Source organism: Ramlibacter sp. (assembly GCF_013697775.1).
Taxonomy (GTDB): domain Bacteria; phylum Pseudomonadota; class Gammaproteobacteria; order Burkholderiales; family Burkholderiaceae_C; genus Ramlibacter.
In genome coordinates this window covers 1-24,125 of sequence record NZ_JACCWG010000153.1, presented here as the reverse complement: position 1 = coordinate 24,125, position 24,125 = coordinate 1, and the positions used below count along the sequence as shown (strand labels likewise).

The following is a 24,125-nucleotide window of genomic DNA, read 5'->3' as shown; positions in this document are numbered from 1 at the left end:
GGCGCTGCGCGAGCGGCTGTCCCAGGAAGGTTTGCTGCCACGCGGACCGGCGCACCTTGTCGCGAAATGCCAGGTAGCCGGTGTCGGCCAGGCACAGCGCGTCGCCGTGCGTGAGCAGCCAGCGCTGTCCCGCGAGCGTGAGTACCGTGGGGTCCTGCAGCAGTACCACGCCGCATCCGCGCAGGAAATCCGCGCCCACCAGGAAGTCGCGGTTGCCGTGCAGGAAGTACACCGGGCGCGCGGCAGCCGCGTCGCGCAGCACGGCGCCGCATTCGGCGGCGAAGCCGGGCTCGGCGGCCGCGTCGTCGCCGACCCAGACCTCGAACAGGTCGCCCAGAATGAACACCGCGTCGGCGTGCGTCGCCACCATGTAGCGGCGCCACGCGGCGAAGGTGCCGGGCTCGCTGGCCTGCAGGTGCAGGTCGGAGATGAAATCGACGGCGCGCCAGCCTGCAGGCGCTTCAAGCTCCTGGAACGCGGGAACGTCGGCCGCGTCCACGTCGTGCTTCAGACGGCGACGGCCTTCTCGATGACGACGTCCTGCTCGGGCACGTCGTCATGGAAGCCGCGGCGGCCGGTCTTCACCGCCTTGATGCGGTCCACCACGTCCTTGCCCTCGACGACCTTGCCGAACACCGTGTAGCCCCAGCCCTGCGCCGTGGGTGCGGTGTGGTTCAGGAAGCCGTTGTCGGACGCGTTGATGAAGAACTGCGCGGTGGCCGAATGCGGCGCCTGGGTGCGCGCCATGGCCACGGTGTAGTTGTCGTTCTTCAGGCCGTTGTTGGCCTCGTTGTCCACCGGCGCGTCGGTGGGTTTTTGCTTCATGCCGGGCTCGAAGCCGCCGCCTTGCACCATGAAGCCTTCGATCACGCGGTGGAACACGGTGCCGTCGTAGTGGCCCTTCTTCACGTAGGCCAGGAAGTTGGCCACGCTCTTGGGGGCCTTCTGCTCGTCCAGCTCCAGCGTGATGACGCCGTAGCCGGCGATGTGCAGTTCGACTTTGGGATTGCTCATGGGGATTCCTTCCTTGTGTGCGTTACTTCAGCAGCGTGGCCGAATTGAGGATGACGGGGGTTTTCGGCACGTCGCTGGGCAGCGGGCCGGCGGCGCCGGTGGGCACCGCCTTGATCCGGTTGACCACGTCCATGCCGCTGACCACCTTGCCCAACACGGTGTAGCCGTACAGCTGCGGCGCGGCCATCAGCTGCTGGCGCGGCACGTTCTCGTACACGCGGCCCTGGTATTCGAACTTCGGCACGGGGTCGCCGGCCGGGATGACCACGGGGTCGAGGAACGCGTTGTCTTTCACGTTGATGAAGAACTGCGCGCTTGCCGAATTGGGGTCGCCGGTGCGCGCCATCGCCACCGTGCCGACGACGTTGCGCGGCCCGCCCTTGGCGAGCGCCTCGCGGCCCTCGTGCGCGATGGTCGCGCGCGTGGGCTTTTGCACGTAGCTGGTGTCGAAGCCGCCGCCCTGCACCATGAAGTTGTCGATGACGCGGTGGAACACCGTGCCGTCGTAATGCTTGTCCTTCACGTATTGCAGGAAGTTTTCGACCGTTTTGGGCGCCTTGTCGGGGTACAGCTCGATGACGATGTCGCCCATGGTGGTGGACAGGCGCACCTTCGGCGCGTCCTGCGCGAGCGCGGGCACGGCGGCGGCGGTGAACAGTCCCAGCGCGACCAGGGCCGCGGCGGCCCGGCGCTTCAATGCGATCTGCGGCAAATCAACTCCTTGGTGTGAACAGTTGCCGCACCAGCGTGAGCTTGGCCGGCACGGAAGGGCTTTTCGGCTCCAGCCGGCCCGCGCGCTCGTACGATTGCGCGGCCAGCCGCGCATACACGTCGCCCAGATTCTCGTGGGCCACGCCATAGTTGGGGTTCACGCGCAGCGCCTGCTCCAGCGCCGCGCGCGCCATGTCGTACTTGCCCTGGCCGGCGTACAGCACGGCCAGGTTGTTGTACGGCTCGGCCAGCTCGGGATAATCCTGCGTGAGCGCGGTGAAGGTGGCGATGGCCTCGCCCGGGCGGCCCGCCTCGGTGTGGATCACGCCCTGCAGGAAGCGCATCTGCGGGTCCTTGGGGCGTGCCGCGATGGCCTGCTGCGTCTTGGCAAGCGCTTCGGCCAGCTTGCCCGAGCGCATCAGCTGCTGCACGTCGGCATACGCGTCGGCGGCATGGGCGATGGCCGTGCAGCACAGGGCGGCGGCAACCGCCGCCGCGCGCGCGAACGCCGAAAGGCGGGAGGGCAGGTGCATGGTGGAGTCTCTTGGCGGGGCCATATGGCATGGCCCGGCAGGGGCCGATATACTGCGGCGGATTGTAGCTGCGGACCCCTGCGCGGCAGCCGCACCCCCGAACACGACAATCCCCAAGAGCGCCTCCCGATGCGCCACTGCTGACCAATGAGCCTGCGCATCTACAACACGCTCACGCGTGCGCTGGAGGAGTTTTCGCCGCTGGAACCCGGCCATGTGCGCATGTACGTGTGCGGCATCACCGTGTACGACCTGTGCCATATCGGCCATGCGCGCTCCAACATCGCGTTCGACGTGGCGCGCCGCTGGCTGCAGGCGTGCGGCCTGCGCGTGACCTTCGTGCGCAACATCACCGACATCGAGGACAAGATCATCCGCCGCGCGGTGGAGAACGGCGAGCCGGTGCGCGCGCTCACCGACCGCATGATCGCCGAGATGTACGTCGACTTCGACGCGCTGGGCATCGCCCGGCCCACGCACGACCCGCGCGCCACCGACTACGTGCCGCAGATGCTGGACATCGTGCGCAAGCTGGAGGCCAGGGGCCTGGCTTACCGCGCCGAAGGCGGCGACGTGAACTACGCGGTGCGGCGCTTCCCCGGCTACGGCAAGCTGTCGGGCAAGTCGCTGGACGAGCTGCACGCGGGCGAGCGCGTGGCGGTGCTGGACGGCAAGGAGGACCCGCTGGACTTCGTGCTGTGGAAGTCGGCCAAGCCCGCCGAGCCGGCCGACGCGCAATGGGACAGCGACTACGGCCGCGGGCGGCCCGGCTGGCACATCGAGTGCTCGGCAATGGCGTGCGCGCTGCTGGGCGACACCTTCGACATCCATGGCGGTGGCGCCGACCTGCAGTTTCCGCACCACGAAAACGAGATCGCGCAGAGCGAGGGCGCCAACGGTGTGCCGCTGGCCAGGGTGTGGATGCACAACGGCTTCGTCAACATCGACAACGAGAAGATGTCGAAGTCGCTCGGCAATTTCTTCACCATCCGCGAGGTGCTGAAGCAGTTCGACGCCGAGACGCTGCGCTACTTCCTCGTGCGCACGCACTACCGCAGCCCGCTGAACTACAGCGACGCGCACCTGGAAGACGCGCGCGGCGCGCTGCGCCGGCTGTACACCGCGCTGGACCTGGTGGCGCCGGCCGACGTGGTGCTCGACTGGAGCCACCCGCATGCGGCGCGCTTCAAGGCCGCCATGGACAACGACTTCGCCACGCCCGAGGCGATGGCCGTGCTGTTCGACCTGGCCGCCGAAGTGAACCGCGGCAAGTCGGCGCAGGCCGCCGGGCTGCTGCGGGCGCTGGGCGCCACGCTCGGCATCCTGCAGGGCGACCCCAAGGCCTTCCTGCGCGCCGGCGCGGCGCTGGACGAAGCGTCGATCCAGCGCGGCATCGAGGCGCGCGCCGTGGCCAAGCAGGCGAAGAATTTCGCCGAGGCGGATCGCATCCGCAAGGAACTTCTGGAGCAGGGCATCGTGCTGAAGGATTCGCCCACGGGCACCACCTGGGAGGCGGCAGCGTGAGCGGCGCCGATCCCGTCATCCAGACGACGCCGTCCTACTGGGCCGAGGCCTGCAAGTACCTGGCGCGGCGCGACCGCGTGATGAAGCGCCTGATCCCGCAGTTCGGCGACGCCTGCCTGCAGTCGCGCGGCGACGCCTTCACCACCTTGGCGCGCAGCATCGTGGGCCAGCAGATCTCGGTGAAGGCGGCGCAGAGCGTGTGGGACAAGTTCGCCAAGCTGCCGCGCAAGATGACGGCAGCCAACGTGCTGAAGCTGAAGGTGGACGACATGCGCGCGGCGGGCCTGTCGGCGCGCAAGATCGAATACCTGGTCGACCTGGCGCTGCACTTCGACTCCGGCGCCGTCCACGCCGATGCCTGGCGCGACATGGGCGACGAGGACATCATTGCCGAGCTGGTCGGCATCCGCGGCATCGGCCGCTGGACGGCCGAGATGTTCCTCATCTTCCACCTCATGCGTCCGGACGTGCTGCCGCTGGACGATGTGGGGCTGATCACCGGCATCAGCCGCAGCTATTTTTCCGGCGACCCGGTCAGCCGCAGCGAGGCGCGCGAGGTGGCCGCCGCCTGGAGCCCGTATTGCAGCGTGGCGACTTGGTATATTTGGCGGTCGCTGGATCCCCTGCCTGTGGCCTACTGAGGCCGGGACAACGCGAGGAGGCATTTACCTTGGCGAAAAGAACATTTCTCGATTTCGAGCAGCCGATCGCTGAGCTGGAGACCAAGATCGACGAGCTGCGCTACGTGCAGACCGAGTCGGCCGTGGACATCTCCGAGGAAATCGACCAGCTGTCCAAGAAGAGCCAGCAGCTCACCAAGGACATCTACGGCCAGCTCACGCCGTGGCAGATCACCAAGATCGCGCGCCACCCCGAGCGGCCCTACACCATGGACTACATCAACGAAATCTTCACCGATTTCGTGGAGCTGCACGGCGATCGGCATTTCGCCGACGACCAGTCCATCGTGGGCGGCCTGGCGCGCTTCAACGGCAATGCCTGCGTGGTGCTGGGCCACCAGAAGGGCCGCGACACGAAAGAGCGCGCGGCGCGCAACTTCGGCATGAGCCGTCCCGAGGGCTACCGCAAGGCGCTGCGCTTCATGAAGACGGCCGAGAAATTCAAGCTGCCGGTGTTCACCTTCGTCGACACGCCGGGCGCCTATCCCGGCATCGACGCCGAGGAGCGCGGCCAGTCCGAAGCCATCGGCCGCAACATCTACGAGATGGCGCAGCTGGAAGTGCCGATCATCACCACCATCATCGGCGAGGGCGGCTCCGGCGGCGCGCTGGCCATCTCGGTGGGCGACCAGGTGCTGATGCTGCAGTACTCCATCTATTCCGTGATCAGCCCCGAGGGCTGCGCTTCCATCTTGTGGAAGACGTCGGAAAAAGCCCAGGACGCGGCCGACGCCATGGGCATCACCGCGCACCGCCTGAAGGCGCTGGGCCTGGTAGACAAGATCGTCAACGAGCCGGTGGGCGGCGCCCACCGCGACCACAAGCAGATGGCAGCCTTCCTCAAGCGCGGCCTGAACGACGCCTTCCGCCAGGTCGGCGACCTGAAGGTGCGCGAACTGCTGGACCGGCGCTACGAGCGGCTGCAAAGCTATGGCCGCTTCACCGACACCAAGGCCGAATCCCGCTGAGTCCGCGCTGCAGGCGCTGAGCCTGCCGCGGCCGCTTGCCATTGCGTACAGCGGCGGCGCCGATTCCACCGTTTTGTTGCACGCGGCAACGCAGCGATGGCCTGGCCAGGTGCATGCGGTCCACGTGCACCACGGCCTGCAGGCCGCGGCCGATGACTTCGAGAGGCACTGTGTCGCGGTTTGCGAAGCGCTCGGCATCCCGCTGCACGTGGTGCGCGTCGATGCGCGCCATGCACCCGGCGACAGCCCGGAAGACAGCGCCCGCCGCGCGCGCTACGGCGCCCTCGCGCAGGCTGCACGTGAGCACGGGCTGCATGCGGTGCTGCTGGCCCAGCACGCGGACGACCAGGTGGAGACCTTGTTGCTGGCCCTGAGCCGCGGGGCCGGACTGCCGGGGCTGGCGGCTATGCCCGCGCGCTTCGAGCGCCACGGCATGCACTTCGAGCGGCCCTTGCTCGCCGTGCCCGGCGTCGCGTTGCGCACGTGGCTGCGCGATGCGTCCGTGTCCTTCATCGACGACCCGAGCAACGCCGACACCGCGTTCACGCGCAACCGCATCCGCCACCAGCTGCTGCCGGCGCTGGAGCAGGCTTTTCCGCAGTTCAGGGAGACCTTCGCCCGCTCGGCGCGGCACGCCGCGCAGGCGCAGGAGCTGCTGGCGGCGCTGGCCGCGCAGGACCTTCTCGGCATGGATGGCGCGCCCGCCGTCGCGCCGCTGCGCGAACTGCCGCGTGCGCGCCAGGCCAACCTGCTGCGCCACTGGCTGCGCATGGCGCACGGCGCGGCGGCCAGCGCGGCGCAGCTGGAGGAGCTGCTGGACCAGGTGGCCGCCTGCGCCACGCGCGGCCACCGCATCCGCATCAAGGTGGCGGACGGGACGATCGAGAGGATTGGTGACAGATTGGCCTATAGCCCATCGGTATAATTTCCCCAGCCTTGCGCGTGCCCGGCCTTCTCGGCCACCTTCCTCTTCGCCGCACCGCAGCCCACCTTTGTTTCCACCACTCCGATGGCATTGATCGTTCACAAATACGGCGGCACGTCCATGGGCTCCACGGAGCGCATCCGCAACGTCGCCAAGCGGGTCGCCAAATGGGTGCGCGCCGGCCACCAGCTGGTGGTGGTGCCCAGCGCCATGAGCGGCGAAACCAACCGACTGCTGGGCCTGGCCAAGGAGCTGTTTCCCGGCACGCCCAGCGACGCCGTCTGCCGCGAGCTCGACATGCTGGCTTCCACCGGCGAGCAGGTGTCGGTCGGGCTGCTGTCCATTGCGCTGCAGGCCGAGGGCGTGCCCGCCGTCAGCTTCACGGGCTGGCAGGTTCCGGTGCGCACCGACAGCGCCTACACCAAGGCCCGCATCGAATCGATCGCCGACGAGCGCGTGCGCGGCGAGCTGGCGGCCGGCAAGGTGGTCGTCATCACCGGCTTCCAGGGCATCGACGACAAGGGCCACATCACCACGCTCGGCCGCGGCGGCAGCGATACCTCGGCCGTGGCCGTGGCCGCGGCGCTGAAGGCCGACGAGTGCCTCATTTACACCGACGTGGACGGCGTTTACACGACCGATCCGCGCGTGGTGCCCGAGGCGCGGCGGCTGCGCAGCGTGAGCTTCGAGGAAATGCTCGAGATGGCGTCCATGGGCTCCAAGGTGCTGCAGATCCGCTCGGTCGAATTCGCCGGCAAGTACCACGTGCCGCTGCGCGTGCTGTCGAGCTTCACTCCGTGGGACATTCCCATCGAGGAGGAGGCGCGCTCGGGCACGCTGATCACATTTGAGGAAGACGAGAAAATGGAACAAGCCATCGTGTCGGGCATCGCGTTCAACCGCGACGAGGCCAAGATCTCCATCCTGGGCGTGCCGGACAGGCCGGGCATCGCCTTCCAGATCCTGGGCGCGGTGGCCGATGCCAACATCGAAGTCGACGTCATCATCCAGAACGTCAGCCACGAGGGCAAGACCGACTTCAGCTTCACCGTGCACCGCAACGACTACGCGCGCACGATGGAGGTGCTCAAGACCCAGGTGCTGCCCAACCTGGGCACCGACCGGGTCGAGGGCGACACGCGCATCTGCAAGGTCAGCATCGTGGGCATCGGCATGCGCAGCCACGGGGGCATCGCCAGCAAGATGTTCCGCGCGCTGGCCGAGGACGGCATCAACATCCAGATGATCTCCACCAGCGAGATCAAGACCTCGGTGGTGATCGACGAGAAATACATGGAGCTGGCGGTGCGCGCGCTGCACCGCGCCTTCGAGCTCGACCAGCCGCCGGCGCCGGCCCAGTAAGCCGCCAAGCCCGGCCGGAGCCCGAAGCCGGGTTCCGTTCGGGCATAATGCGGTTTCTTCGGAGCGATGACCGAGTGGCCGAAGGTGCTCCCCTGCTAAGGGAGTATGCGGGCCAAAACCTGCATCGAGGGTTCGAATCCCTCTCGCTCCGCCAGACAGCAGCAAAAAGCCCTGAGAAATCAGGGCTTTTTGTGTTTTGACGTCCAGGACAAGACGAAGCCCTGAGCGCAGGCAAGCTTCACCCCGCCGACGAACGCATATCCCGCCGCAAGAACCGCCCCGTGCGGGCACCGGTCGAGCCAGCCTCGGCCGTATAGCTCAAAGCACCGTTCACCCACACCTTCAGGATCCCTTCGCTTGCCTGCGCTGGCCGCTCGAAGGTCGCGGCGTCGCGCACGCGCTTCGGGTCGAACAGCACGACGTCGGCGGCGTGGCCGGCCTTCAGTTCGCCGCGCCCGGCCAGGCGGAAGCGCCGCGCGGACAGCCCGGTCATCTTGTGGACGGCTTCCTCCAGCTGCAGCACGCCCGTGTCGCGCCAATAGAGTGCGAGCACGCGCGGGAAGGCGCCCCACAGGCGGGGATGCGGATGCTCGTCGTGCGGCAGGCCATCGGATCCGATCATCGACAGGGGATGGCGGATGACGCGCTCGACGTCGTCCTCCCGCATCTGGAAATAGCAGGCACCGCCCGGCATCAGCCGGCGTGCCGCCTCCTGCTGGTTCACGTCCCATTCGCGCGCGATCTCGGCGATGTAGCGGCCCGCCATTTCCGGATGCGGCCGGCTTCCGGTGACGAGCACGTCGATGATGCCGTCCACCAGGTCCTCGCGCAGCACCGTGGAGCCGGCGGTGTACGGGTAGACGTCCAGCGCGATTTCCTGTCCGCGGGCGAGTTCGTCGACCAGCGGCAGCGTTTCGCGCGTACGGCCCCAGTTGGCGGGCCCGGCGCACTTGTGGTGGGAGATCACCAGCGGCAGGCCGGCGTGCCTGGCCGTGCGCGCCGCCTCGTGCAGCGCGGGCACGATGCCTGCCAGCTCGTCGCGGATGTGCGTGGCGTAGATGCCGCCGTTGCGGGCCGCGACGCTCGCCACCGCCACCAGTTCCTCGGTGTCGGCCGCATAGGCCTCACGGTAGAAGACCCCCGAAGACAGCCCCAGGGCGCCGGCGTCCATGGCTTCCTGCATGGCCGCCGCCATCGCGCTGCGTTCCTGCGCGGTGGCCGGCCCGTCCAGGTCGCGCACGTGGCGGATGCGCAGCGCCGTATGGCCCTGCAGCGCCGCGACGTTCACGCTGGGCGCCGCGGTGTTCACGGCGCCGGCATAGGAGGCCATCGACGGATAACGGAACTCCCGCGTGCCCAGGAGGGAGAGCGGGGCGGCCGGCGCGTCGGTCACCACCGGTGCGAGCGAGATGCCGCAGTTGCCGACGATGACGGTGGTCACGCCCTGCGAAAGCTTCGGCAACATGTCCGGCCGCTCGATCGCCGCGGCATCGTCGTGCGTGTGCACGTCGATGAAACCCGGCGCGGCGACGAGGCCGGCGCAATCGAGTTCTTCCAGCGTGCCGATGTTCTCCAGCAGGCCGCGCGGCACCTCCCCGACGGCGACGATGTGCCCGCCGGCCAGCAGCAGGTCGCCTATGCGCGCGGGCGCACCCGAGCCGTCAACCAGGGTCACGTTGCGAAGCAGGGTCGCATGCGGCGGCAGGACCGCCGTTTCAGCTGTCCCCATGCAATCCCTCCCGGCTGTCGCGCACGCCGGAATACTCGGCGCTGTCGAAGCCGTGCCGATGCAGCAGCTGCTTGAACTGCTGCAGCCCGTGCGCCACCTGCGGCCCGAGCTTCTGCGCCAGCCGCACCATGAGGATCTCGATGACGACCAGGTGCGCGAGGTACGCCTCCGTGCCCACGCGCATCACGGCGTCCTGCGGCACCGAGACGGCGATCAGCAGGTCCGCGATTTCCGCCAGCGGCGTGTCGGGCTGGGTGAGCGCGATCACCGTCGTGCCCTGCGCGCGCGCGAAGCGCGCCGCCTCCAGGGTGTAGGGCATGCGCCCCACGTGCGAGATGACGAAGGCCACGCCCTGCGGGCCGAGCGTGCTGGCCGAGACCAGCTGCTGGTGCGCATCGAAGATGGCGTTGGCGGGCCGGCCCAGGCGGAACAGGCGGCTTTGCAGTTCGCCGGCCATGAAGGTCGATGCCGCGCCGACCGAGTAGCAGTCGATGCGTTGCGCCTGCGCCAGCTTGTCGGCCACGCGGTCGATCACCGCCGGGTCGATGCGGCGGCCCAGGTCGGCGAGCGAGGCGACCGCCGCCTGGGTGATCTTGCTGGCCACGTCCTGCGCGCTGTCGTCGGCGAGCACGCTGCGATGCAGGTAGGAGCCCGACACCGCCAGGTCCTGCGCCAGAGCCAGCATGAATTCGCGCACCGAGTCGTGGCCGAAGCTGCGGCAGGTGCGCACGATGGTGGGCATCGAGACGAAGGCCGCGCGTGCGAGTTGTTCCACCGTCGCGCCGGCGGCGGCACGCGGGTCGTCGAGGATCACCTGCACCACCGCGCGCTGCGCCTCGGGCAGCTCCGGCAGCCGGTCGCGCAGCTGCCGCAGCAGCCCTTGGGAGGAGGCGTCCATCGTGCCGTCCTCAAAAGCGCGTGTGCACCGCGCCGGTGACGGCACCGTCGTCCTCGACCAGCGGCAGCCAGCGCCACTTGTCGAAGGTCGTGCAGGGGTGCGAGATGCCCAGGCCGACGCGGTCGCCGACGCGCGGCACCGTGCCGGCGGAATCGAAGCGCAGGTAGGCATGCTGGTCGTTCAGCGCGCTGATGGCCCAGCCCGCGGGCGCGGGGCCGGCCGTGCGCGCGCCGCGCGGTGCGTGGGCGATGGGCACGGGCATCTCCAGGTCGTAGGAGATGTCGCGGCGGCCGCAGGTCAGCAGCGCCAGGCCCGGCTCGGGCACCGACTGCACCATCGCCCACACCTCCAGCGCGGGCCGCAGCGATGCGTCCAGGCCTTCGCGGCGCTCGACGTTCTCCAGGAAGCGCGCGTAATTCAGGTGGTCGTGCGTGACGTAGCAGCCGGAGCGCAGCACGCCGAGGACGGGGCGCGACAGGCCTTGCGCGCGCAGCAGCGGCACGACCAGGTCGAACACGGCGGAGCCGCCGGCGGTGAGCAGAATCTCGCCATCCGCGAACAGCCCGCGCGCGTCGCAGGCCTGCGCGGCCGCGAGGACGCGGCGCACCAGGGCCGTCACTTCGCGCGCGTCGTGCTCGCTGTCGCAGCGCGCGCCGCCGCCTTCATAGCACTCGATGCCGCACAGGCGCGCCGCCGGCGAACGCGCCAGCGCTTCGGCGAGCGCCAGCGCATCCTCCTGCGTGCGGCAGCCGGTGCGCTGGCCTGGAATGCCCATTTCCAGCAGGACGTCGAAGCGGCGGGTGCTGCCGCGGCGCCGTGCCCAGTCCTCGACCAGGGCGAGCTGCGCCGTCGAATCGACGAGGAACCAGGCGCGCAGGTCCGCCTGCCGCGCGAGCAGGGCGGCGAGGCCGTCGAGGTCGGCGTCGCAGACCACCTGGTTGGCGATGAGGACGCGGCGCGCGCCCGCTTCGACGCCGACCGAGGCCTGGTACACCGTCGCGAAGGTCAGGCCCCAGGCACCGGCGGCGAGCTGGCGCGCGAACAGTTCCGGCGCCATGGTCGTCTTGCCGTGCGGCGCCAGCTCCACGCCCTTGCGGCGCGCGAAGTCCTGCATCCAGCGCAGGTTGTGCTCCAGCGCCGGCCGGCGCAGCACCGCCAGCGGGTAGGGCAGGTCGTCGGCCAGCAGGTGCCAGCCGCGTTGCGCGAGCGCGCCGGCGGGGGCCGGCGCGGCGGCGAGCGGAAAACCCTTCTGGGTGGCGTCGAGGATGAAATCGGCAGGGGTCATGGTGTGCTCACGAGGTCGGTGCGCCAGCAGGCGGTCCAGTGGTCGGTGCCGCCGGTGGGGCGAAGTTGAGTGTCAGCTGTTGCGCACGCATCCACGGCATGCGGACAGCGGGTGCGGAACACGCAGCCCGAGGGCGGATGCGCGGGGCTGGGCAGGTCGCCCTGCAGCAGCGGGATGGTGCGCCGCTGCGCCGGGTCGGGAACGGGCGCGGCGGCGAGCAGGGCGCGCGTGTAGGGGTGCGCGGGCTGCGCGTACAGCGCGTCGGTGGGGGCGATCTCCATCACCCGCCCGAGGTACAGCACCACCACGCGGTCGCACAGGTATTCGACGACGTCGAGGTCGTGCGAGATGAACAGCAGGGTCAGCCCGAGCTGCTCCTTCAGGTCGCCGAGCAGGTTGACCACCTGCGCCTGGATGGAGACGTCCAGCGCCGACAGGGGCTCGTCGGCCACGATGAATTTCGGCTGCACCGCCAGCGCACGGGCGATGCCGATGCGCTGGCGCTGGCCGCCGGAGAACTCGTGCGGGAAGCGGTCGGCATGCTCGGGCCGCAGGCCCACCTGCTGCAGCAGTTCGTGGATGCGCGGCAGGCGCGCCGCGCCCCGCGCCAGGCCATGGGTGTCCAGCGCTTCGCCCAGCACCTGGCGGATGCGCATGCGCGGGTTGAGGCTGGCGTACGGGTCCTGGAAGATGATCTGGATGTCGGAGCGCAGCGGCCGGTACTGCGACTGCGACAGCCGCGCGAGGTCGCGCGTGCCGCCGTCGGCGTGGTACAGCACCTCGCCCCCCGAAGGGTCCTCCAGCCGCGTGAGAAGCCGCCCGATGGTGGTTTTGCCGGAGCCGGACTCGCCGACCAGGCCCAAGGTCTCGCCAGCGCGGATGGAGAAGCTTACGCCGTCCACCGCGCGCACCGGATGCGCGCCGCCGCCGAAGTGCTTGCGCAGGCCGCGGACTTCGATCAGGTCGCTCATGCCGCGGCCCCGGCTTCGACGGCGATGCAGCGCACCTGCCGTTGCGCGCATGGCGCGAGCGCCGGCATCGCCGCATCGCACGCGGCGTGGTGCAGCGGGCAGCGGGGCGCGAAAGCGCAGCCGGGCGGCGGGGCCAGCGGGCTGGACACCTGGCCAGGGATGGCGGTCAGGCGCCTGCGGCCCTGCACCTCGCCTTTCACCGTACCCTGCCGGCGCGCGACGCCGGGCAGGCAGGCGAGCAGGCCGCGCGTGTAGGGATGCGCGGGCTGCGCGAACAGCGCGTGCACAGGCGCCGCTTCGACGATGCGGCCGGCGTACATGACGGCGACCGTGTCGGCGTACTGCGCCACCACGCCCAGGTTGTGCGTGACGAACAAGAGGCTCATGCCCGTCTCCTTTTGCAACCGGCCCATGAGCGCGAGGATCTGCGCCTGGATCGTGACGTCGAGCGCGGTGGTGGGTTCGTCGGCGATCAGCAGCGTGGGATCGCAGGCCATGGCCATCGCGATCATCACGCGCTGGCGCATGCCACCGGAGAGCTGGTGCGGGTATTCGTGCAGGCGCCGCGCCGCGGCCGGGATCTCGACGAGCTCCAGCATGCGCAGCGCATGCGCGAGGGCGGCGCGGCGGTCCAGGCCCTTGTGCAGCCGCACGCTCTCGGCGATCTGCTCGCCGGCGGTCAACACGGGGTTCAGGCTGGTCATGGGCTCCTGGAAGATCATGGCCAGCTCGTTGCCGCGCAGCGCGCGCCGCTGCGGCTCCTGCAGCGCCAGCAGATCCACCCGCGCGCCATCGCGACGCACGAACCAGGCCTGGCCCTGCACGCGCGCCTGCGAGGTGCGCGCATGCAGGCCCATCAGCGACAGGCTGGTGACGGACTTGCCGGACCCGGATTCGCCGACGAGCGCCAGCGTCTGCCCCGAGGCCACCGAGAAGGACACGTCGGCCACGCTCTGGATGCGCCCGGCGTCCGTGGCGAACGAAGTGGAGAGGCCCAGGACCTCCAGGCGGGGCGGTGCGCTCATACGGCCTTCTTCAGCTTCGGGTCCAGCAGGTCGCGCACGCCGTCGCCCAGCGTTTGCAGCGACACCGCCGTGAACACGATGGCCAGGCCGGGGCTCAGGATCGTCCAGAAGGCGCGGTCCGCGTATTCCAGGCTGCCCGCGATCATCGTTCCCCAGGTCGGAATCTCGGGCGGCACGCCCACGCCCAGGAAGGACAGGCCGGCCTCGGCGAGGATCGCATAGGCGAAGATGAAGGTCACCTGCACGAGCACCGGCGAAGCCAGGTTGGGCAGGATGTGCGAGGCCAGGATGCGGTGCGTGCGCACGCCCAGGGCGCGCGCGGCGTCCACGAACAGCAGCTCGCGCAGCACCAGCGTGGCCGCGCGCACGACCCGCGCCACCCGCGGCGTGTACACGATGGCTAGCGCCAGCATCACGTTCCACAGCGACGCGCCGAGGATGGCCACCAGCGCGATCCCGAGCAGGATGTCGGGGAAGGCCATCATCGCGTCGACCAGGCGCATCACCGGGCCGTCGAGGCGCCGGAAGAAGCCGGCCAGCATGCCCAGGAGCGTGCCGGCCGCGACGGCGGCTGCGGCGGTGACGGCGCCGATCAGCAGCGAATAGCGCCCGCCGTGCACGATGCGCAGCATCACGTCGCGCCCCAGTTCGTCGGTGCCGGCCCAGTGCTCGGCCGAGGGCGCGCGCAGGCGCTGCGCGACGGCGGTCTCGCCCGGGTCGGCGGCGGACACCCAGGGGAACACCACGGCGGTGGCGGCGACGAGCAGCAGCACGAGCGCCGCCGCCAGCACGATCCTGCGGCCGAACAGGCGGCGCAGCGTCAAGGCGAGGCGGCTCACTTGCCCTCCAGCCGGATGCGTGGATCGACCACCGTGTAGAGCAGGTCGATCAGCAGATTGATGAGCACGTAGATCGCGGCGATCACCAGCAGTGTGCCCTGGATCACCGGGTAGTCCCGCCTGAGGACCGCACGGACCACGAGGTTGCCCACGCCGGGAAGGTTGAACACGGTTTCCGTGACCACGGTGCCGCCGATCATGAGCGCCACCGTCAGGCCGATGACCGTGACGATGGGGACGAGCGCGTTGCGCAGCACGTGCTTGAGCATCACCGTGCGCTCGGCCAGGCCCTTGGCGCGGGCGGTGCGCACGTAGTCCTCGCCCAGGATGTCCAGCATCGCCGCGCGCGTGAAGCGGATGATCAGCGCCGAGTTCAGCACGCCGAGCACCGCGGCCGGCAGCGCCAGGTGCAGCAGGCGGCCGGCCAGGCCGGTGCCGGGGTCGCCGTAGCCCGAGGCCGGAAACCAGCCGAGGTGGACCGCGAACACCTGGATCAGGATCAATCCCAGCCAGAAACTGGGCACGCTCGCGCCCAGCATCGCGACCGTGCTCACGGCCTGGTCGGCGATGCTGCCGCGCCAGATGGCCGCGGCCATGCCGGCGGGCACGCCGATCGCGGCGGCGATGGCGACCGCGAACAATGCGAGGAACAGCGTCGGCTCGGCGCGGTCGGCAAGCGCCTGCGCCACGGGCTGCTGCAGGAAGAGCGACTGCCCCAGGTTGCCGTGCGCGAGTTCGCCCAGCCACAGCACGAACTGCGTGGCGAGCGGCTGGTCCAGGCCGTAGCGCGCGCGTGCCTGCGCGATGTCCGCCGCCGTGGCCTGGTCGCCCAGCAGCAGCGCCACGGGATCGCCGGACGCCAGCCGCGTGAGCGCGAACACCAGCACCGCGACGAGGGCGAGCACCACGAGGGCGCCGCCGAAGCGGCGCAGCAGGAAACGCAGCATGGGCTGGGACTTTGCCTTACTTCGCCAGGCCCGTGTTCCAGAAGAACGGCCAGATCGCGGGCGAGTACCCCTCCAGCTTCGCCGAGCGCGCCGACAGGCTGTTGAACTTGCCGACTTCGATGAAGGGCACTTCGTCGTACACGACCTGCTGCACCTTGCCCCACAGCGGCCCGCGCCTGGCGATCACGGCCTCCTGGTTGAAGGCTTCGAGCGCGCTCTTCTTGGCAGGTGTGTCCCACCATCCCGGCGCGCCATCCCCCATCTGCGGCGGCGACAGCATCGGCTCGGGGAACAGGCCCGAGTGCGTGAAATACACGTCCCACAATTTCGGGTCGTTGCGGCGCTGGACCAGCGTGGCCCAGTCCACCACCTGCAGCTCGGGCTTGAAGCCGGCCTTCTTCAGCTGTTCGGCCATGACGAGCGCCATGTTGTAGTGGAACTCGTACTGGCGGCTGGCCATGATGCGCACCGGCTGGCCGCTGTAGCCGGCCTTGGCCGCCTGTTCCTTCGCGGCCTGCGGGTTGCGTTCGTTGTACAGCTTGTCGCCGGCGGCGGAGTAGTACGGGGTGCCCTTGGGAAAGAAGTTCGGCTCGGCGGTGAAGAAGCGGTTGTCGCCGAAGCCGGCCGCCATCAGCTCGCCCGAGCCGACGGCGGTCTGCACCGCGCGGCGTACGGGCTGCGAGGCGAGCACGCCTTCCTTGGTGTTGAACACGATGTAGGGGAAGCCGAAGTTGCGCGTGACGATCGGCACGACCGCGGGCTGCGCCTTCTCGACGCGCGACATCGCCTCCACCGGCAGCAGGTCGGCATAGTGGAACTGGCCGGACAGCGCGCCTTCGACGCGCGTGTTCGCGTTGGGCACCGGCACGAAGCGCAGCTCGTCGAGCAGGGCCTCCCGCTTGCCGGCATAGCCGCTGGCGGCTTCCTTGCGCGGGCTGTAGCCGTCGAAGCGCACCAGCACGGTGTACTGGTCGGGACGGCGCTCCTTGAATTTGTAGGGGCCGGTGCCGACGAATTCCTTGAGCTGCGGCGCGATGCTTTCCCTGGCCATGACGGCGGCCATGCCGCTGGGCAGCGCCAGCTGCGCGAGCAGCGGGGCATACACGGCTTTGAGCTTGAGCTCCACCGTGCCGGGGCCCTTGGCTGCCAGCGACGCGAGCTGCGCGCCGACCGACTTGCCGCGCGGCGACAGCTCCATCCAGCGCTGCAGGGAGGCGACGACGTCGTCGGCCGTCATGTCGCGCCCGTTGTGGAACTTCACGCCCTTGCGCAGCGGGATCGTGTAGGTGAGGCCGTCCTTCGACACGGTGGGCAGGCTCTCCGCCAGCATCGGCGCCACGTTCCAGTTGGCGTCGAAGGTGTAGAGCGGCTCGTAGACGTGCTGCATGATCGTGCCGACCAGGTCGGCGGTGGTCACCATGGGGTCCAGGCCCTGCGGCTCCGCGATCATCGCCAGGTTGGCCGCCCCGCCCCGGGCCGGCGCCGCCTGGAGCGCGGGAGCCAGTGCCAGGCTCGCGGCGGCGGCGAGCGCGGCAAGAAGGGTGCGCCGGACGGCGAAAGGCAGTCTCACGGATTGCATGGCGGCTCCTGAGGTAATAAAATTACATGTCTGATCGTATTTGAGCCGACAAAGAAAGTCAAATGTGTCTTATTTGGTCGTTAAAAGTAATTTCATTACAAGGAGTCTCCATGTCGCACATTGAAATGCTGGGCCAGTCCCCGGTCGCCTCGGACCGCCTGGCCCGCCCGCTGTCGCCCGCCACCCGAGCCGGCGATTTCGTCTTCGTTTCCGGGCAGGTGCCGACCGACGACCAGGGGCAGGTGATCGCCGGCGGCATCGAGGCGCAGACCCGCCGCGTGTTCGAACGCATCTCGGGCGCGCTGGCACTGGCCGGGTGCACGCTCGCCGACGTGTGCAAGGTGAGCGTCTGGCTGGAGGACGCGCGTGACTTCGGCAGCTTCAACCGCGTCTACATGGAGTGTTTCGGCGACCACCGCCCGGCGCGCTCCACGGTGGAGTCGCGGCTGATGATCGACGCGAAGGTGGAGATCGACGTGACGGCGTACAAGCCGCGATGACAATCGCCTGATCGCGTGAAAGCAGGAGGTTTACCGATGTCGAGAACTGTGTTGATTACTGGTGCGGCGGGGCGTATCGGCTCCGCCTTGGTCAAGTACCTGGACAGCCACGACGCGCCGCGCTACGCGCCGCGCGACGCGCCGCGCTACGCGCTGCGCCTTGCTGACCTTGAGGTGGCCGGCGAACGAGGAGTTGCGCTTGACGTCACGGATCTGTCCGCATGCCGGAAAGCGTGCGAGGGGATCGACACCGTTGTCCACCTCGCAGCCGTCGCCTCTCCCGATGCGCCATTCGACGAGATCCTGCCGGTCAACATTTCCGGGACCTACAACGTCTTCCGCGCCGCATCCGATGCCGGCGTGCGCCGTGTCGTTTTCGCCAGCAGCGCACAGGCCATCGAGGGCTATCCCCTTGACGTCCAGGTGTCCAGTGGCATGCCTGTACGTCCCAAGAACATCTACGGCGTCAGCAAGGCGTTCGGCGAAGCCCTTGCCGCGCACTTTGCCTACCAGCAGGGGCTGGAGGCGGTGGCCGTGCGCATCGGAGCGTTCGAGTATCCCCATGAATGGAAGCGAATGGGCGCCCGCGACCTCAGCGCGTGGGTCAGCCCGGAAGATCTCTGTGCGCTCCTTGTCCGGTGCATCGAAGCGGACCTGGGAAAGGAGCCGTTCGCAATCGCGCACGGGATTTCGGACAATCGCTTCAAGCGGCTGGATCTGACCGACACACGGGCCCGCCTGGGGTACGCGCCGACGGCCGACGCCTTCGCGGTGTGGCAAGTTGGACTCTGCGATACCAGCGAACCGGTGGGATGACGACCTCGGCGTTAAACGGCTTTGGAGCCGCTCCTGCAGCAAGTGCTGCGGCGGGCCCGTTGACGGGGGTCATCGGGAGCGAACGAACATCAGGTCTTCCGGGCGACCCTTGCATCCAGGAGGCGTGCTCGGCCAGCGGTCCGACACCGTCAGCGTCTCGAGGGACAGACGGGAAACGCATCCGGCTCCATGGTTGGCGACATAGGCAGCGGCCGGGTCATCGCTTCGCCAGGCGAAGTTCATCGGCTCTGCCTCCACCAGCAGGGTCTTCTCGATCGCAAGCGTCCCGGCATTCAGCACGACAAAGCTGTTCCACCGGAACGCGGAAACGAGTACCCACTGTCCATCGGGGCTGATCGCCACCCGACTCTCCTTGTCGGCGTCGAGAGCGATCCCCGGCAGCGTTGGCAGAGGAACCTGCTGAATCAGCTTGAGTGTTGCCGTATCGATCACATACACCGACAGATGCTCGGGACGGCCCTCGTTGGGGAGCGGCGAGCCCATGTGACTCATCACCAACAGGCGCGTTCCGTCCGGCGACAGGCAAAGTCCCTCTCCGCCCTCGGCCAGCGGCACGCGCGCGCGGATGGTCCGGGAAGCGAAGTCGATCACGCTCAGGTGGGCCGTGTCCTTGTTGGACACATAGGCCGTGCTGCCGTCGAGAGACATGCACATGAAGTGCCCCCCGTGGCAGTCCATGTCGATCACTCCCGCGACGGCGCCCGTGGCGGGATCGACGACCAGCACCTCACTGGAGTCGTCGCACGTGATCCAGAGTTTGCCGTCGGGGTCTTCGGCCATCGCATGCGGCCCGCGATGGGGCGCCAGGTCGAGCACGCGGCGCACCTGGCGCGCTTCCACGTCGATGACGAACACCTCGTGTCCAGGGTGGACGTATGTTGCCATACACGCCATCCCCGTAGATCGAGGCGTAGAGGGTGCGCCCGTCGCGCGAGAGTGCGAGCTCGTGCGGATGCGGCGGCAGCGCAATGGAATCCGTGATGGTCATTGTCGACAGGTCGAGCCAGTCCAGGCTGTCATCAAGCTTGTTGAGGATGGCCAGGTGCGTACTGTGTTGGATCACAGGGCGACTTCTCTTTGGGCGGTGTTGGCGGCCAAACCACCAACTTCAGCAAGCTCGCGATGAAGCCGGGGCGTGATCTCCGGCGTACGCAGCGCATGCGCTGCGATCTCGTCCTTGCGGGCGAACCAGACCCCCGGGTGCCCCTTTGCATAGACCAGAAACCGCTCGAGCGACCTGACGCGCGAAGCATGGCCGGACAGCCTGTCGTGCAAGCTGATCAGCATCATCCGTCGTCGGCTGGCACCTTCCTCGTACAGCTGATCGAATTCGTCCTTGAGCTGCTGTTCGTACGCCGCGGCCGAGAAGCCAACGTGGTCGTACGCCACGATGTCGTTGAGGTGCACCGTGTAGGGAACCGACACGAAGGGCTTGCCCGCGATGTCCTGGATCCAGGGTTCGTCCATGTTCAGGTCATTGTTGTGATAGATGAACCCCAGCTCCTGCAGCAGGCTCAGTGTCCTCACGCTACCGCGCATCCAGTAGCAGTCGTAGCCCGAAGGCCGCGTGCCGGTCGCTTTCTCAAGAATGGCCACGCACTGGCTGATCAGCTGCCGCTCCTCATGCTCCGGGAGCGTGTACTGGGAGGCCCACTGCACGCCATGGGCCGCGGCCTCGTGCCCGCGTTCGACGATCTCCCGGGCGAGCTGCGGGGCCCGCTCCACGGCTTGTGCAACCATGAACGAAGTGGTTTTGATGCCGTGCTTGTCGAACAGGTCGAGCAGCCGTGGAATGCCTTCACGGACACCGTAGTCGAAGAAGCTGTTGGTGCCGAGATCGGGAAAGCCTTTCTCGATGGGTTCGGTGATGGGGCCGCCCGCGCCCGAAATCGGCTGGCCTCCGCCTTCGAATTGCATGGCGACGGAGATCGCAAGCCGGTGGCCATCCGGCCAGAAGTTCGTTGTTGTAGATACCATTGCGTACGCCCTTCTATGTGCTCCAAGCATCATAGGAACGGCACTTCGCAATGTGAAGAAGGCACCATTTGGTGTCCCGCGTAACGAGTAGTGAGCACCGATGTACGGACCAAAATATCCAGCGCGAAGGCTTCTTGACCTGGTGGGGGACAAGTGGACGCCGATCGTGCTTTTCTGTCTGGCTGACGCGTCCAAGCGGTACAGCGAGCTGCAGCGAGAGCTGCCCGACATTTCCAAGAAGATGCTGACGCAGGTGCTCCGGGCCCTGGAGACGCACGGGCTGGTCGAACGGCTTGTTCACGCGACAGTCCCCCCACAGACCGAATACAAGCTGACACCGGACGGCATGAGACTGCATGCGCCGGTCTCTGCTCTGTGCAACTGGGCGTCCGCCAACGAAGAGTTCCTGGATGTGGTCCACCGTCGTGCCGAGAGCGCGCCAGGGAGCGCTCACCGCGGAGTCGATTGAGAGAGAGGTTGCCGTTCGCGTACTCGCCGCTGCGCGCCCGGATCACGCGCACCTGTTCGCGAACCGCTGGGCCAACCGCCTGGCTTCTTGTCGGGCCTGGCAAATCTCGCCGCAGGATACGGCGCCAGCCCACAGCGCGCTTCAGCGACTTCGCGCAAACTGCGGCAATGCAATCCGCCGCCGTCCCTCTCTTCAGCTTCGACAACACCTATGCCCGCGAACTGCAGGGCTTTTACGTGCCGTGGAAGCCCGCCCAGGCGCCGTCCCCGCGGCTGTTGTTCCTGAATCAGCCGCTCGCCGAGGAGCTCGGGCTCGACTCCGCTGTGCTGCGCGGCGACGAAGGCATGGCCATCTTCGCCGGCAACAGCGTGCCGCCAGGCGCTGAGCCGCTGGCCCAGGCGTATGCGGGCCACCAGTTCGGGGGCTTTTCCCCGCAGCTGGGCGATGGGCGGGCGCTGCTGCTGGGCGAGACCCTCGACCGGGAAGGCCGCCGCCGCGATATCGCTTTCAAGGGGTCCGGGCGCACGCCTTTTTCGCGCGGTGGCGACGGCAGGGCCGCGGTCGGGCCCATGCTGCGCGAGGTGCTCATCGGCGAAGCCATGCATGCGCTCGGGATTCCCACCACGCGCGCCCTTGCGGTAGCGGCCACCGGCGAGTCGGTGCCGCGCGAGAAGATGCTGCCCGGCGCGGTGCTCACGCGTGTCGCGTCGAGCCACCTGCGTGTGGGAACCTTCGAGTTCTTCGCCGCCCGGGGCGACATCGACAAGCTGCGCCAGCTGGCCGACTACGCCATCGCCCGGCACGACCCCGACCTGGCCGGCACGCCCGGCCGGTACCTGGAGCTGCTGCGCCGCGTGGCCGGGCGCCAGGCGGCGCTGATCGCGCAATGGATGAACGCCGGCTTCATCCACGGCGTGATGAACACCGACAACATGACGATCTCGGGCGAGACCATCGACTACGGCCCCTGTGCCTTCATGGAGGCCTACGACCCGCACGCGGTCTTCAGCTCGATCGATCACAACGGACGCTATGCCTACCGGAACCAGCCGCCCATCGCGCAATGGAACCTGACGCGCTTGGCCGAGACCTTGGTGCCGCTGATGGCCGAGGACGACGACGAGGACGCCGCGAAGCAGGCGGTGGCCGATGCGACGGCGGTGATCGAATCGTTCGGGCCGCTGTACCAGGTGCACCTGCTGCGCGGCCAGCGGGCCAAGCTGGGCCTCTCCGACGCCGGCGACGACGGCGCGGCGGCCGACACAGCGCTGGCGAACGACTGGCTGGGCCTGCTGCATGCGCAGGCCGTGGACTTCACGCTCGGCTGGCGCCGGCTGGCCGACACGGCCGCGGGCAACGACGCCGCGCTGGAGGCCTTGTTCGCCGATGCGCAACCGCTGCGCGACTGGCTTGCGCGCTGGCGGGACAGCTGCGCCCGCGACGGCGCCACGTCGCCCGAGGCCCGCGCCGAAGGCATGCGGCGTGCCAATCCGTCGGTCATTGCGCGCAACCACCGCGTGGAGGAAGCGTTGGCGGCCGCGTCGGAACGTGGGGACATGGAGCCGTTCGAGCGCCTGCTGTCGGCGGTGCGCAATCCCTATGCCGACAACCCGGAGAACGCGGCCTTCGCCGAGCCGGCGCCGGCCGCGGTCACGGCCTGCTACCAGACCTTCTGCGGTACGTGAATTCGGTCCACCAGCCGCCCCATCTCAGCGGGTGAACCTGCCGTCTCTTCCGACCATCAGCAGATCGACGAAGGTCCCCGAGCTGTGCTGTTCGCGCGAGAGTTCGACGATGAAGCCTCCGAGGTCGACCCGCTTGATCGCCTCCAGGCCCGCGACGAGCGAGTCGCGCGTCGGGCGCGCGCCCGCGCGGCGTAGGCCTTCCACCAGCAGCTTGGCGGAGACGAATCCATCCATCTGGCTGAACGTGTAGTCGGCGATTCCTTTGGCCGCCGCGAAGGTCTGGAACTCGCGGGAGATCGCCACGCCCCGGTTCCACGGCGAAGGCACGACCTGGGAGACGACGATGCCCCGCGCCCGCTCGCCCAGTGCCTTGGCCAGCTGCGCGTTGCTGATGACCGAGAGCATGTAGAAGGTCGAGCGATGGCCGGCCTTGGTGTACGCGTCCACGAAATCGACGCTCGGCTTGCCCGCGCTGATGACGATGATGGCCTGGGGCGAGCTCTTGGCGACCAACGCGACCGCCGCGTCCATCCTGGAGCCGTCGACTTCCAGCGGCGCGCGCGCGACGAGGGTCACGTTCCGCGCGGCCACTGATTTCTCCACGGCGGCCAGGCCGCCGGTGCCGAACTGGTTGTTCAGGTAGACGGCAGCGATCTTCTGGATGCCGACGGTGGCCAGCTGGCGCACCATGGCGTCCAGCTCGGTGCCGTAGCCCGCCTTGACGTTGAAAACGTAGCGGCTGAACTTCTGCCGCAGGGCGTCCGATCCCGTGAACGGCGCGATGAAGGGAACGCCGTGCTCCTCGACCAGCGGAAGCGCCGCCATCGACGGCGGCGTGCCGGCGTACTGGAACAGCGCGAGCACTTTCTCGTCGTCGATGAGCTTGCGGGTGTTCTCCGCCGCGCGCGCCGGATCGTAGGCGTCGTCCAGCACCACCAGGCGGATCTTGCGGCCGTTGATGCCGCCGCTCGCATTGACGTGGTCGAAGTACAGGCCCGCGCCCTGCCTGACTTCGGTGGACAGCGCAGCCAGCGGTCCCGTGAGCTGGCACGACTGGCCGATGACCAGTTCCTTGTCGCTGGGCCCGGCCGTCTGCGCGAAGCTGGCCGGCAGGCAGGCGCCCGCCAGCATGGCGACGGCGGCGCGTCGGCCCACCATCCTGGTATCGATGTTCTTGCGCATGTGCGTCTTGTCTCCTGTTGTGTCCGGATCATGCGGCCCACCGGGCGGCACGGATGAGGCATTTCATCGGCCAGGCCAAGAGGATCACACCCGTGTGGCGGCCGGCCGACACGCCGGTTTCAGCGCCGCTGCCGCTTGGGCCTGCTGGCCGCCGGTGTGCCCGCCGCTTCCAGCCACAGCAGCGCCTCCACGTGGCCGACGAAGCGCCGCAGGTAGTCGCCGGGCAGGGCCCGCATGAGCTCCAGCGACTGCAGCACCAGCACCTGCGAATTCAGCGGTCCGGCATTGGAAGGCTTTTGCAGCGCCGCCTGCACAACGCGCTCCTCGGCGCGGGTGCCGGACCAGGCGCGCCGGAAGCGGCGCACGCTTGCCAGCTCGCCGGTGCCGCGCTGCCCTTGTGCCGCGGCGGCGCGGATGGCGTCGTTCAGGCGCGCCAGCGGCTCGCACCGGGCGCGCTGCGCGGGCAGGGCGGCCCGGCGCACGCC

General features: G+C 68.8%; 25 protein-coding genes and 1 tRNA gene. 10 read left to right on the top strand and 16 right to left on the bottom strand.

Annotation, left to right across the window (positions count from 1 at the left end; genetic code table 11):
- From H0U68_RS07685 to H0U68_RS07670, 4 genes are all read right to left on the bottom strand, one after another.
- The coding region (locus H0U68_RS07685) for a UDP-2,3-diacylglucosamine diphosphatase (RefSeq protein WP_296354251.1) at positions 1-499 on the bottom strand (499 nt) is incomplete at its 3' end.
- A gap of 8 nt (positions 500-507) precedes the next feature.
- Positions 508-1,014: a peptidylprolyl isomerase gene (locus H0U68_RS07680; protein ID WP_296354249.1), complete on the bottom strand. Its 507-nt coding sequence runs from the start codon at positions 1,012-1,014 to the stop codon at positions 508-510.
- 22 nt (positions 1,015-1,036) lie between these two features.
- Positions 1,037-1,717, bottom strand: a complete 681-nt coding sequence (locus tag H0U68_RS07675; protein ID WP_296354253.1) for a peptidylprolyl isomerase — start codon at positions 1,715-1,717, stop codon at positions 1,037-1,039.
- Between the two features lie 10 nt (positions 1,718-1,727).
- Entirely contained in the window at positions 1,728-2,258 is a 531-nt protein-coding gene (locus H0U68_RS07670; protein ID WP_296354246.1) for a tetratricopeptide repeat protein, read from the bottom strand.
- A 147-nt stretch (positions 2,259-2,405) separates the two neighbouring features.
- Between H0U68_RS07670 and cysS the strand changes: the two genes are divergently transcribed.
- The 6 genes from cysS (at position 2,406) to H0U68_RS07640 (ending at position 7,871) form a co-directional block, all read left to right on the top strand.
- On the top strand, positions 2,406-3,782 hold the full coding sequence (gene cysS / locus H0U68_RS07665) for a cysteine--tRNA ligase (protein ID WP_296354244.1): 1,377 nt from the start codon (positions 2,406-2,408) through the stop codon (positions 3,780-3,782).
- Positions 3,779-4,423, top strand: a complete 645-nt coding sequence (locus H0U68_RS07660; RefSeq protein WP_296354241.1) for a DNA-3-methyladenine glycosylase 2 family protein — start codon at positions 3,779-3,781, stop codon at positions 4,421-4,423. The genes cysS and H0U68_RS07660 overlap by 4 nt, the downstream gene beginning before the upstream one ends.
- Before the next feature lie 29 nt (positions 4,424-4,452).
- A complete protein-coding gene (locus H0U68_RS07655) occupies positions 4,453-5,430 on the top strand; it encodes an acetyl-CoA carboxylase carboxyltransferase subunit alpha (protein ID WP_296354240.1) in 978 nt (325 codons plus the stop codon).
- A complete protein-coding gene (gene tilS / locus H0U68_RS07650) occupies positions 5,393-6,355 on the top strand; it encodes a tRNA lysidine(34) synthetase TilS (protein ID WP_296354237.1) in 963 nt (320 codons plus the stop codon). The genes H0U68_RS07655 and tilS overlap by 38 nt, the downstream gene beginning before the upstream one ends.
- Before the next feature lie 84 nt (positions 6,356-6,439).
- Positions 6,440-7,717, top strand: a complete 1,278-nt coding sequence (locus H0U68_RS07645; RefSeq protein WP_296354235.1) for an aspartate kinase — start codon at positions 6,440-6,442, stop codon at positions 7,715-7,717.
- Positions 7,718-7,777: 60 nt separating this feature from the next.
- Positions 7,778-7,871: transfer RNA gene (locus H0U68_RS07640), tRNA-Ser, on the top strand.
- Positions 7,872-7,955: 84 nt separating this feature from the next.
- Here H0U68_RS07640 and H0U68_RS07635 read toward each other — a convergent pair.
- The 8 genes from H0U68_RS07635 to H0U68_RS07600 are packed head-to-tail and all read right to left on the bottom strand — an operon-like array spanning position 7,956 to position 16,990.
- Positions 7,956-9,446, bottom strand: a complete 1,491-nt coding sequence (locus H0U68_RS07635; RefSeq protein WP_296354233.1) for a D-aminoacylase — start codon at positions 9,444-9,446, stop codon at positions 7,956-7,958.
- Complete coding sequence (locus H0U68_RS07630) at positions 9,433-10,344, bottom strand: MurR/RpiR family transcriptional regulator (RefSeq protein ID WP_296354230.1); 912 nt, start codon at positions 10,342-10,344, stop codon at positions 9,433-9,435. Before H0U68_RS07630 ends, H0U68_RS07635 begins: the two co-directional genes overlap by 14 nt.
- 10 nt (positions 10,345-10,354) lie before the next feature.
- Positions 10,355-11,629, bottom strand: a complete 1,275-nt coding sequence (locus tag H0U68_RS07625; RefSeq protein ID WP_296354228.1) for an amino acid deaminase — start codon at positions 11,627-11,629, stop codon at positions 10,355-10,357.
- Positions 11,626-12,600 carry an oligopeptide/dipeptide ABC transporter ATP-binding protein gene (locus H0U68_RS07620; protein WP_296354226.1) on the bottom strand — a complete coding sequence of 325 codons (975 nt, stop codon included), beginning with the start codon at positions 12,598-12,600 and terminating at the stop codon, positions 11,626-11,628. Before H0U68_RS07620 ends, H0U68_RS07625 begins: the two co-directional genes overlap by 4 nt.
- Complete coding sequence (locus H0U68_RS07615) at positions 12,597-13,625, bottom strand: ABC transporter ATP-binding protein (RefSeq protein WP_296354224.1); 1,029 nt, start codon at positions 13,623-13,625, stop codon at positions 12,597-12,599. Before H0U68_RS07615 ends, H0U68_RS07620 begins: the two co-directional genes overlap by 4 nt.
- A complete protein-coding gene (locus H0U68_RS07610) occupies positions 13,622-14,464 on the bottom strand; it encodes an ABC transporter permease (protein WP_296354222.1) in 843 nt (280 codons plus the stop codon). Before H0U68_RS07610 ends, H0U68_RS07615 begins: the two co-directional genes overlap by 4 nt.
- A complete protein-coding gene (locus H0U68_RS07605; protein ID WP_296354219.1) occupies positions 14,461-15,411 on the bottom strand; it encodes an ABC transporter permease in 951 nt (316 codons plus the stop codon). Before H0U68_RS07605 ends, H0U68_RS07610 begins: the two co-directional genes overlap by 4 nt.
- A 16-nt stretch (positions 15,412-15,427) precedes the next feature.
- A complete protein-coding gene (locus H0U68_RS07600; protein ID WP_296354216.1) occupies positions 15,428-16,990 on the bottom strand; it encodes an ABC transporter substrate-binding protein in 1,563 nt (520 codons plus the stop codon).
- A 110-nt stretch (positions 16,991-17,100) separates the two neighbouring features.
- Here H0U68_RS07600 and H0U68_RS07595 point away from each other — a divergent pair, with 110 nt between their 5' ends.
- Together H0U68_RS07595 and H0U68_RS07590 are read left to right on the top strand one after the other, a co-directional pair.
- On the top strand, positions 17,101-17,490 hold the full coding sequence (locus H0U68_RS07595) for a RidA family protein (protein WP_296354214.1): 390 nt from the start codon (positions 17,101-17,103) through the stop codon (positions 17,488-17,490).
- A gap of 36 nt (positions 17,491-17,526) precedes the next feature.
- Positions 17,527-18,306: an NAD(P)-dependent oxidoreductase gene (locus H0U68_RS07590; RefSeq protein WP_296354212.1), complete on the top strand. Its 780-nt coding sequence runs from the start codon at positions 17,527-17,529 to the stop codon at positions 18,304-18,306.
- A 69-nt stretch (positions 18,307-18,375) separates the two neighbouring features.
- On the opposite strand, the gene H0U68_RS07585 is transcribed toward H0U68_RS07590, so the two are convergent.
- Entirely contained in the window at positions 18,376-19,182 is an 807-nt protein-coding gene (locus tag H0U68_RS07585; protein ID WP_296354210.1) for a hypothetical protein, read from the bottom strand.
- Positions 19,183-19,386: 204 nt separating this feature from the next.
- Complete coding sequence (locus tag H0U68_RS07580) at positions 19,387-20,244, bottom strand: polysaccharide deacetylase family protein (protein WP_296354208.1); 858 nt, start codon at positions 20,242-20,244, stop codon at positions 19,387-19,389.
- A gap of 202 nt (positions 20,245-20,446) precedes the next feature.
- Here H0U68_RS07580 and H0U68_RS07575 point away from each other — a divergent pair, with 202 nt between their 5' ends.
- Both H0U68_RS07575 and H0U68_RS07570 read left to right on the top strand, forming a co-directional pair.
- On the top strand, positions 20,447-20,773 hold the full coding sequence (locus H0U68_RS07575; protein WP_296354206.1) for a helix-turn-helix domain-containing protein: 327 nt from the start codon (positions 20,447-20,449) through the stop codon (positions 20,771-20,773).
- A 167-nt stretch (positions 20,774-20,940) separates the two neighbouring features.
- Positions 20,941-22,458, top strand: coding sequence for a protein adenylyltransferase SelO (locus H0U68_RS07570; protein WP_296354204.1), 1,518 nt, complete (start codon positions 20,941-20,943; stop codon positions 22,456-22,458).
- A gap of 24 nt (positions 22,459-22,482) precedes the next feature.
- Here the strand turns inward: H0U68_RS07570 and H0U68_RS07565 are convergent, their stop codons facing one another.
- A complete protein-coding gene (locus H0U68_RS07565; protein ID WP_296354202.1) occupies positions 22,483-23,640 on the bottom strand; it encodes an ABC transporter substrate-binding protein in 1,158 nt (385 codons plus the stop codon).
- Between the two features lie 119 nt (positions 23,641-23,759).
- Positions 23,760-24,125, bottom strand: a 366-nt coding sequence (locus tag H0U68_RS07560; RefSeq protein ID WP_296354200.1) for a DUF2894 domain-containing protein, incomplete at its 5' end; no start/stop codon positions are given.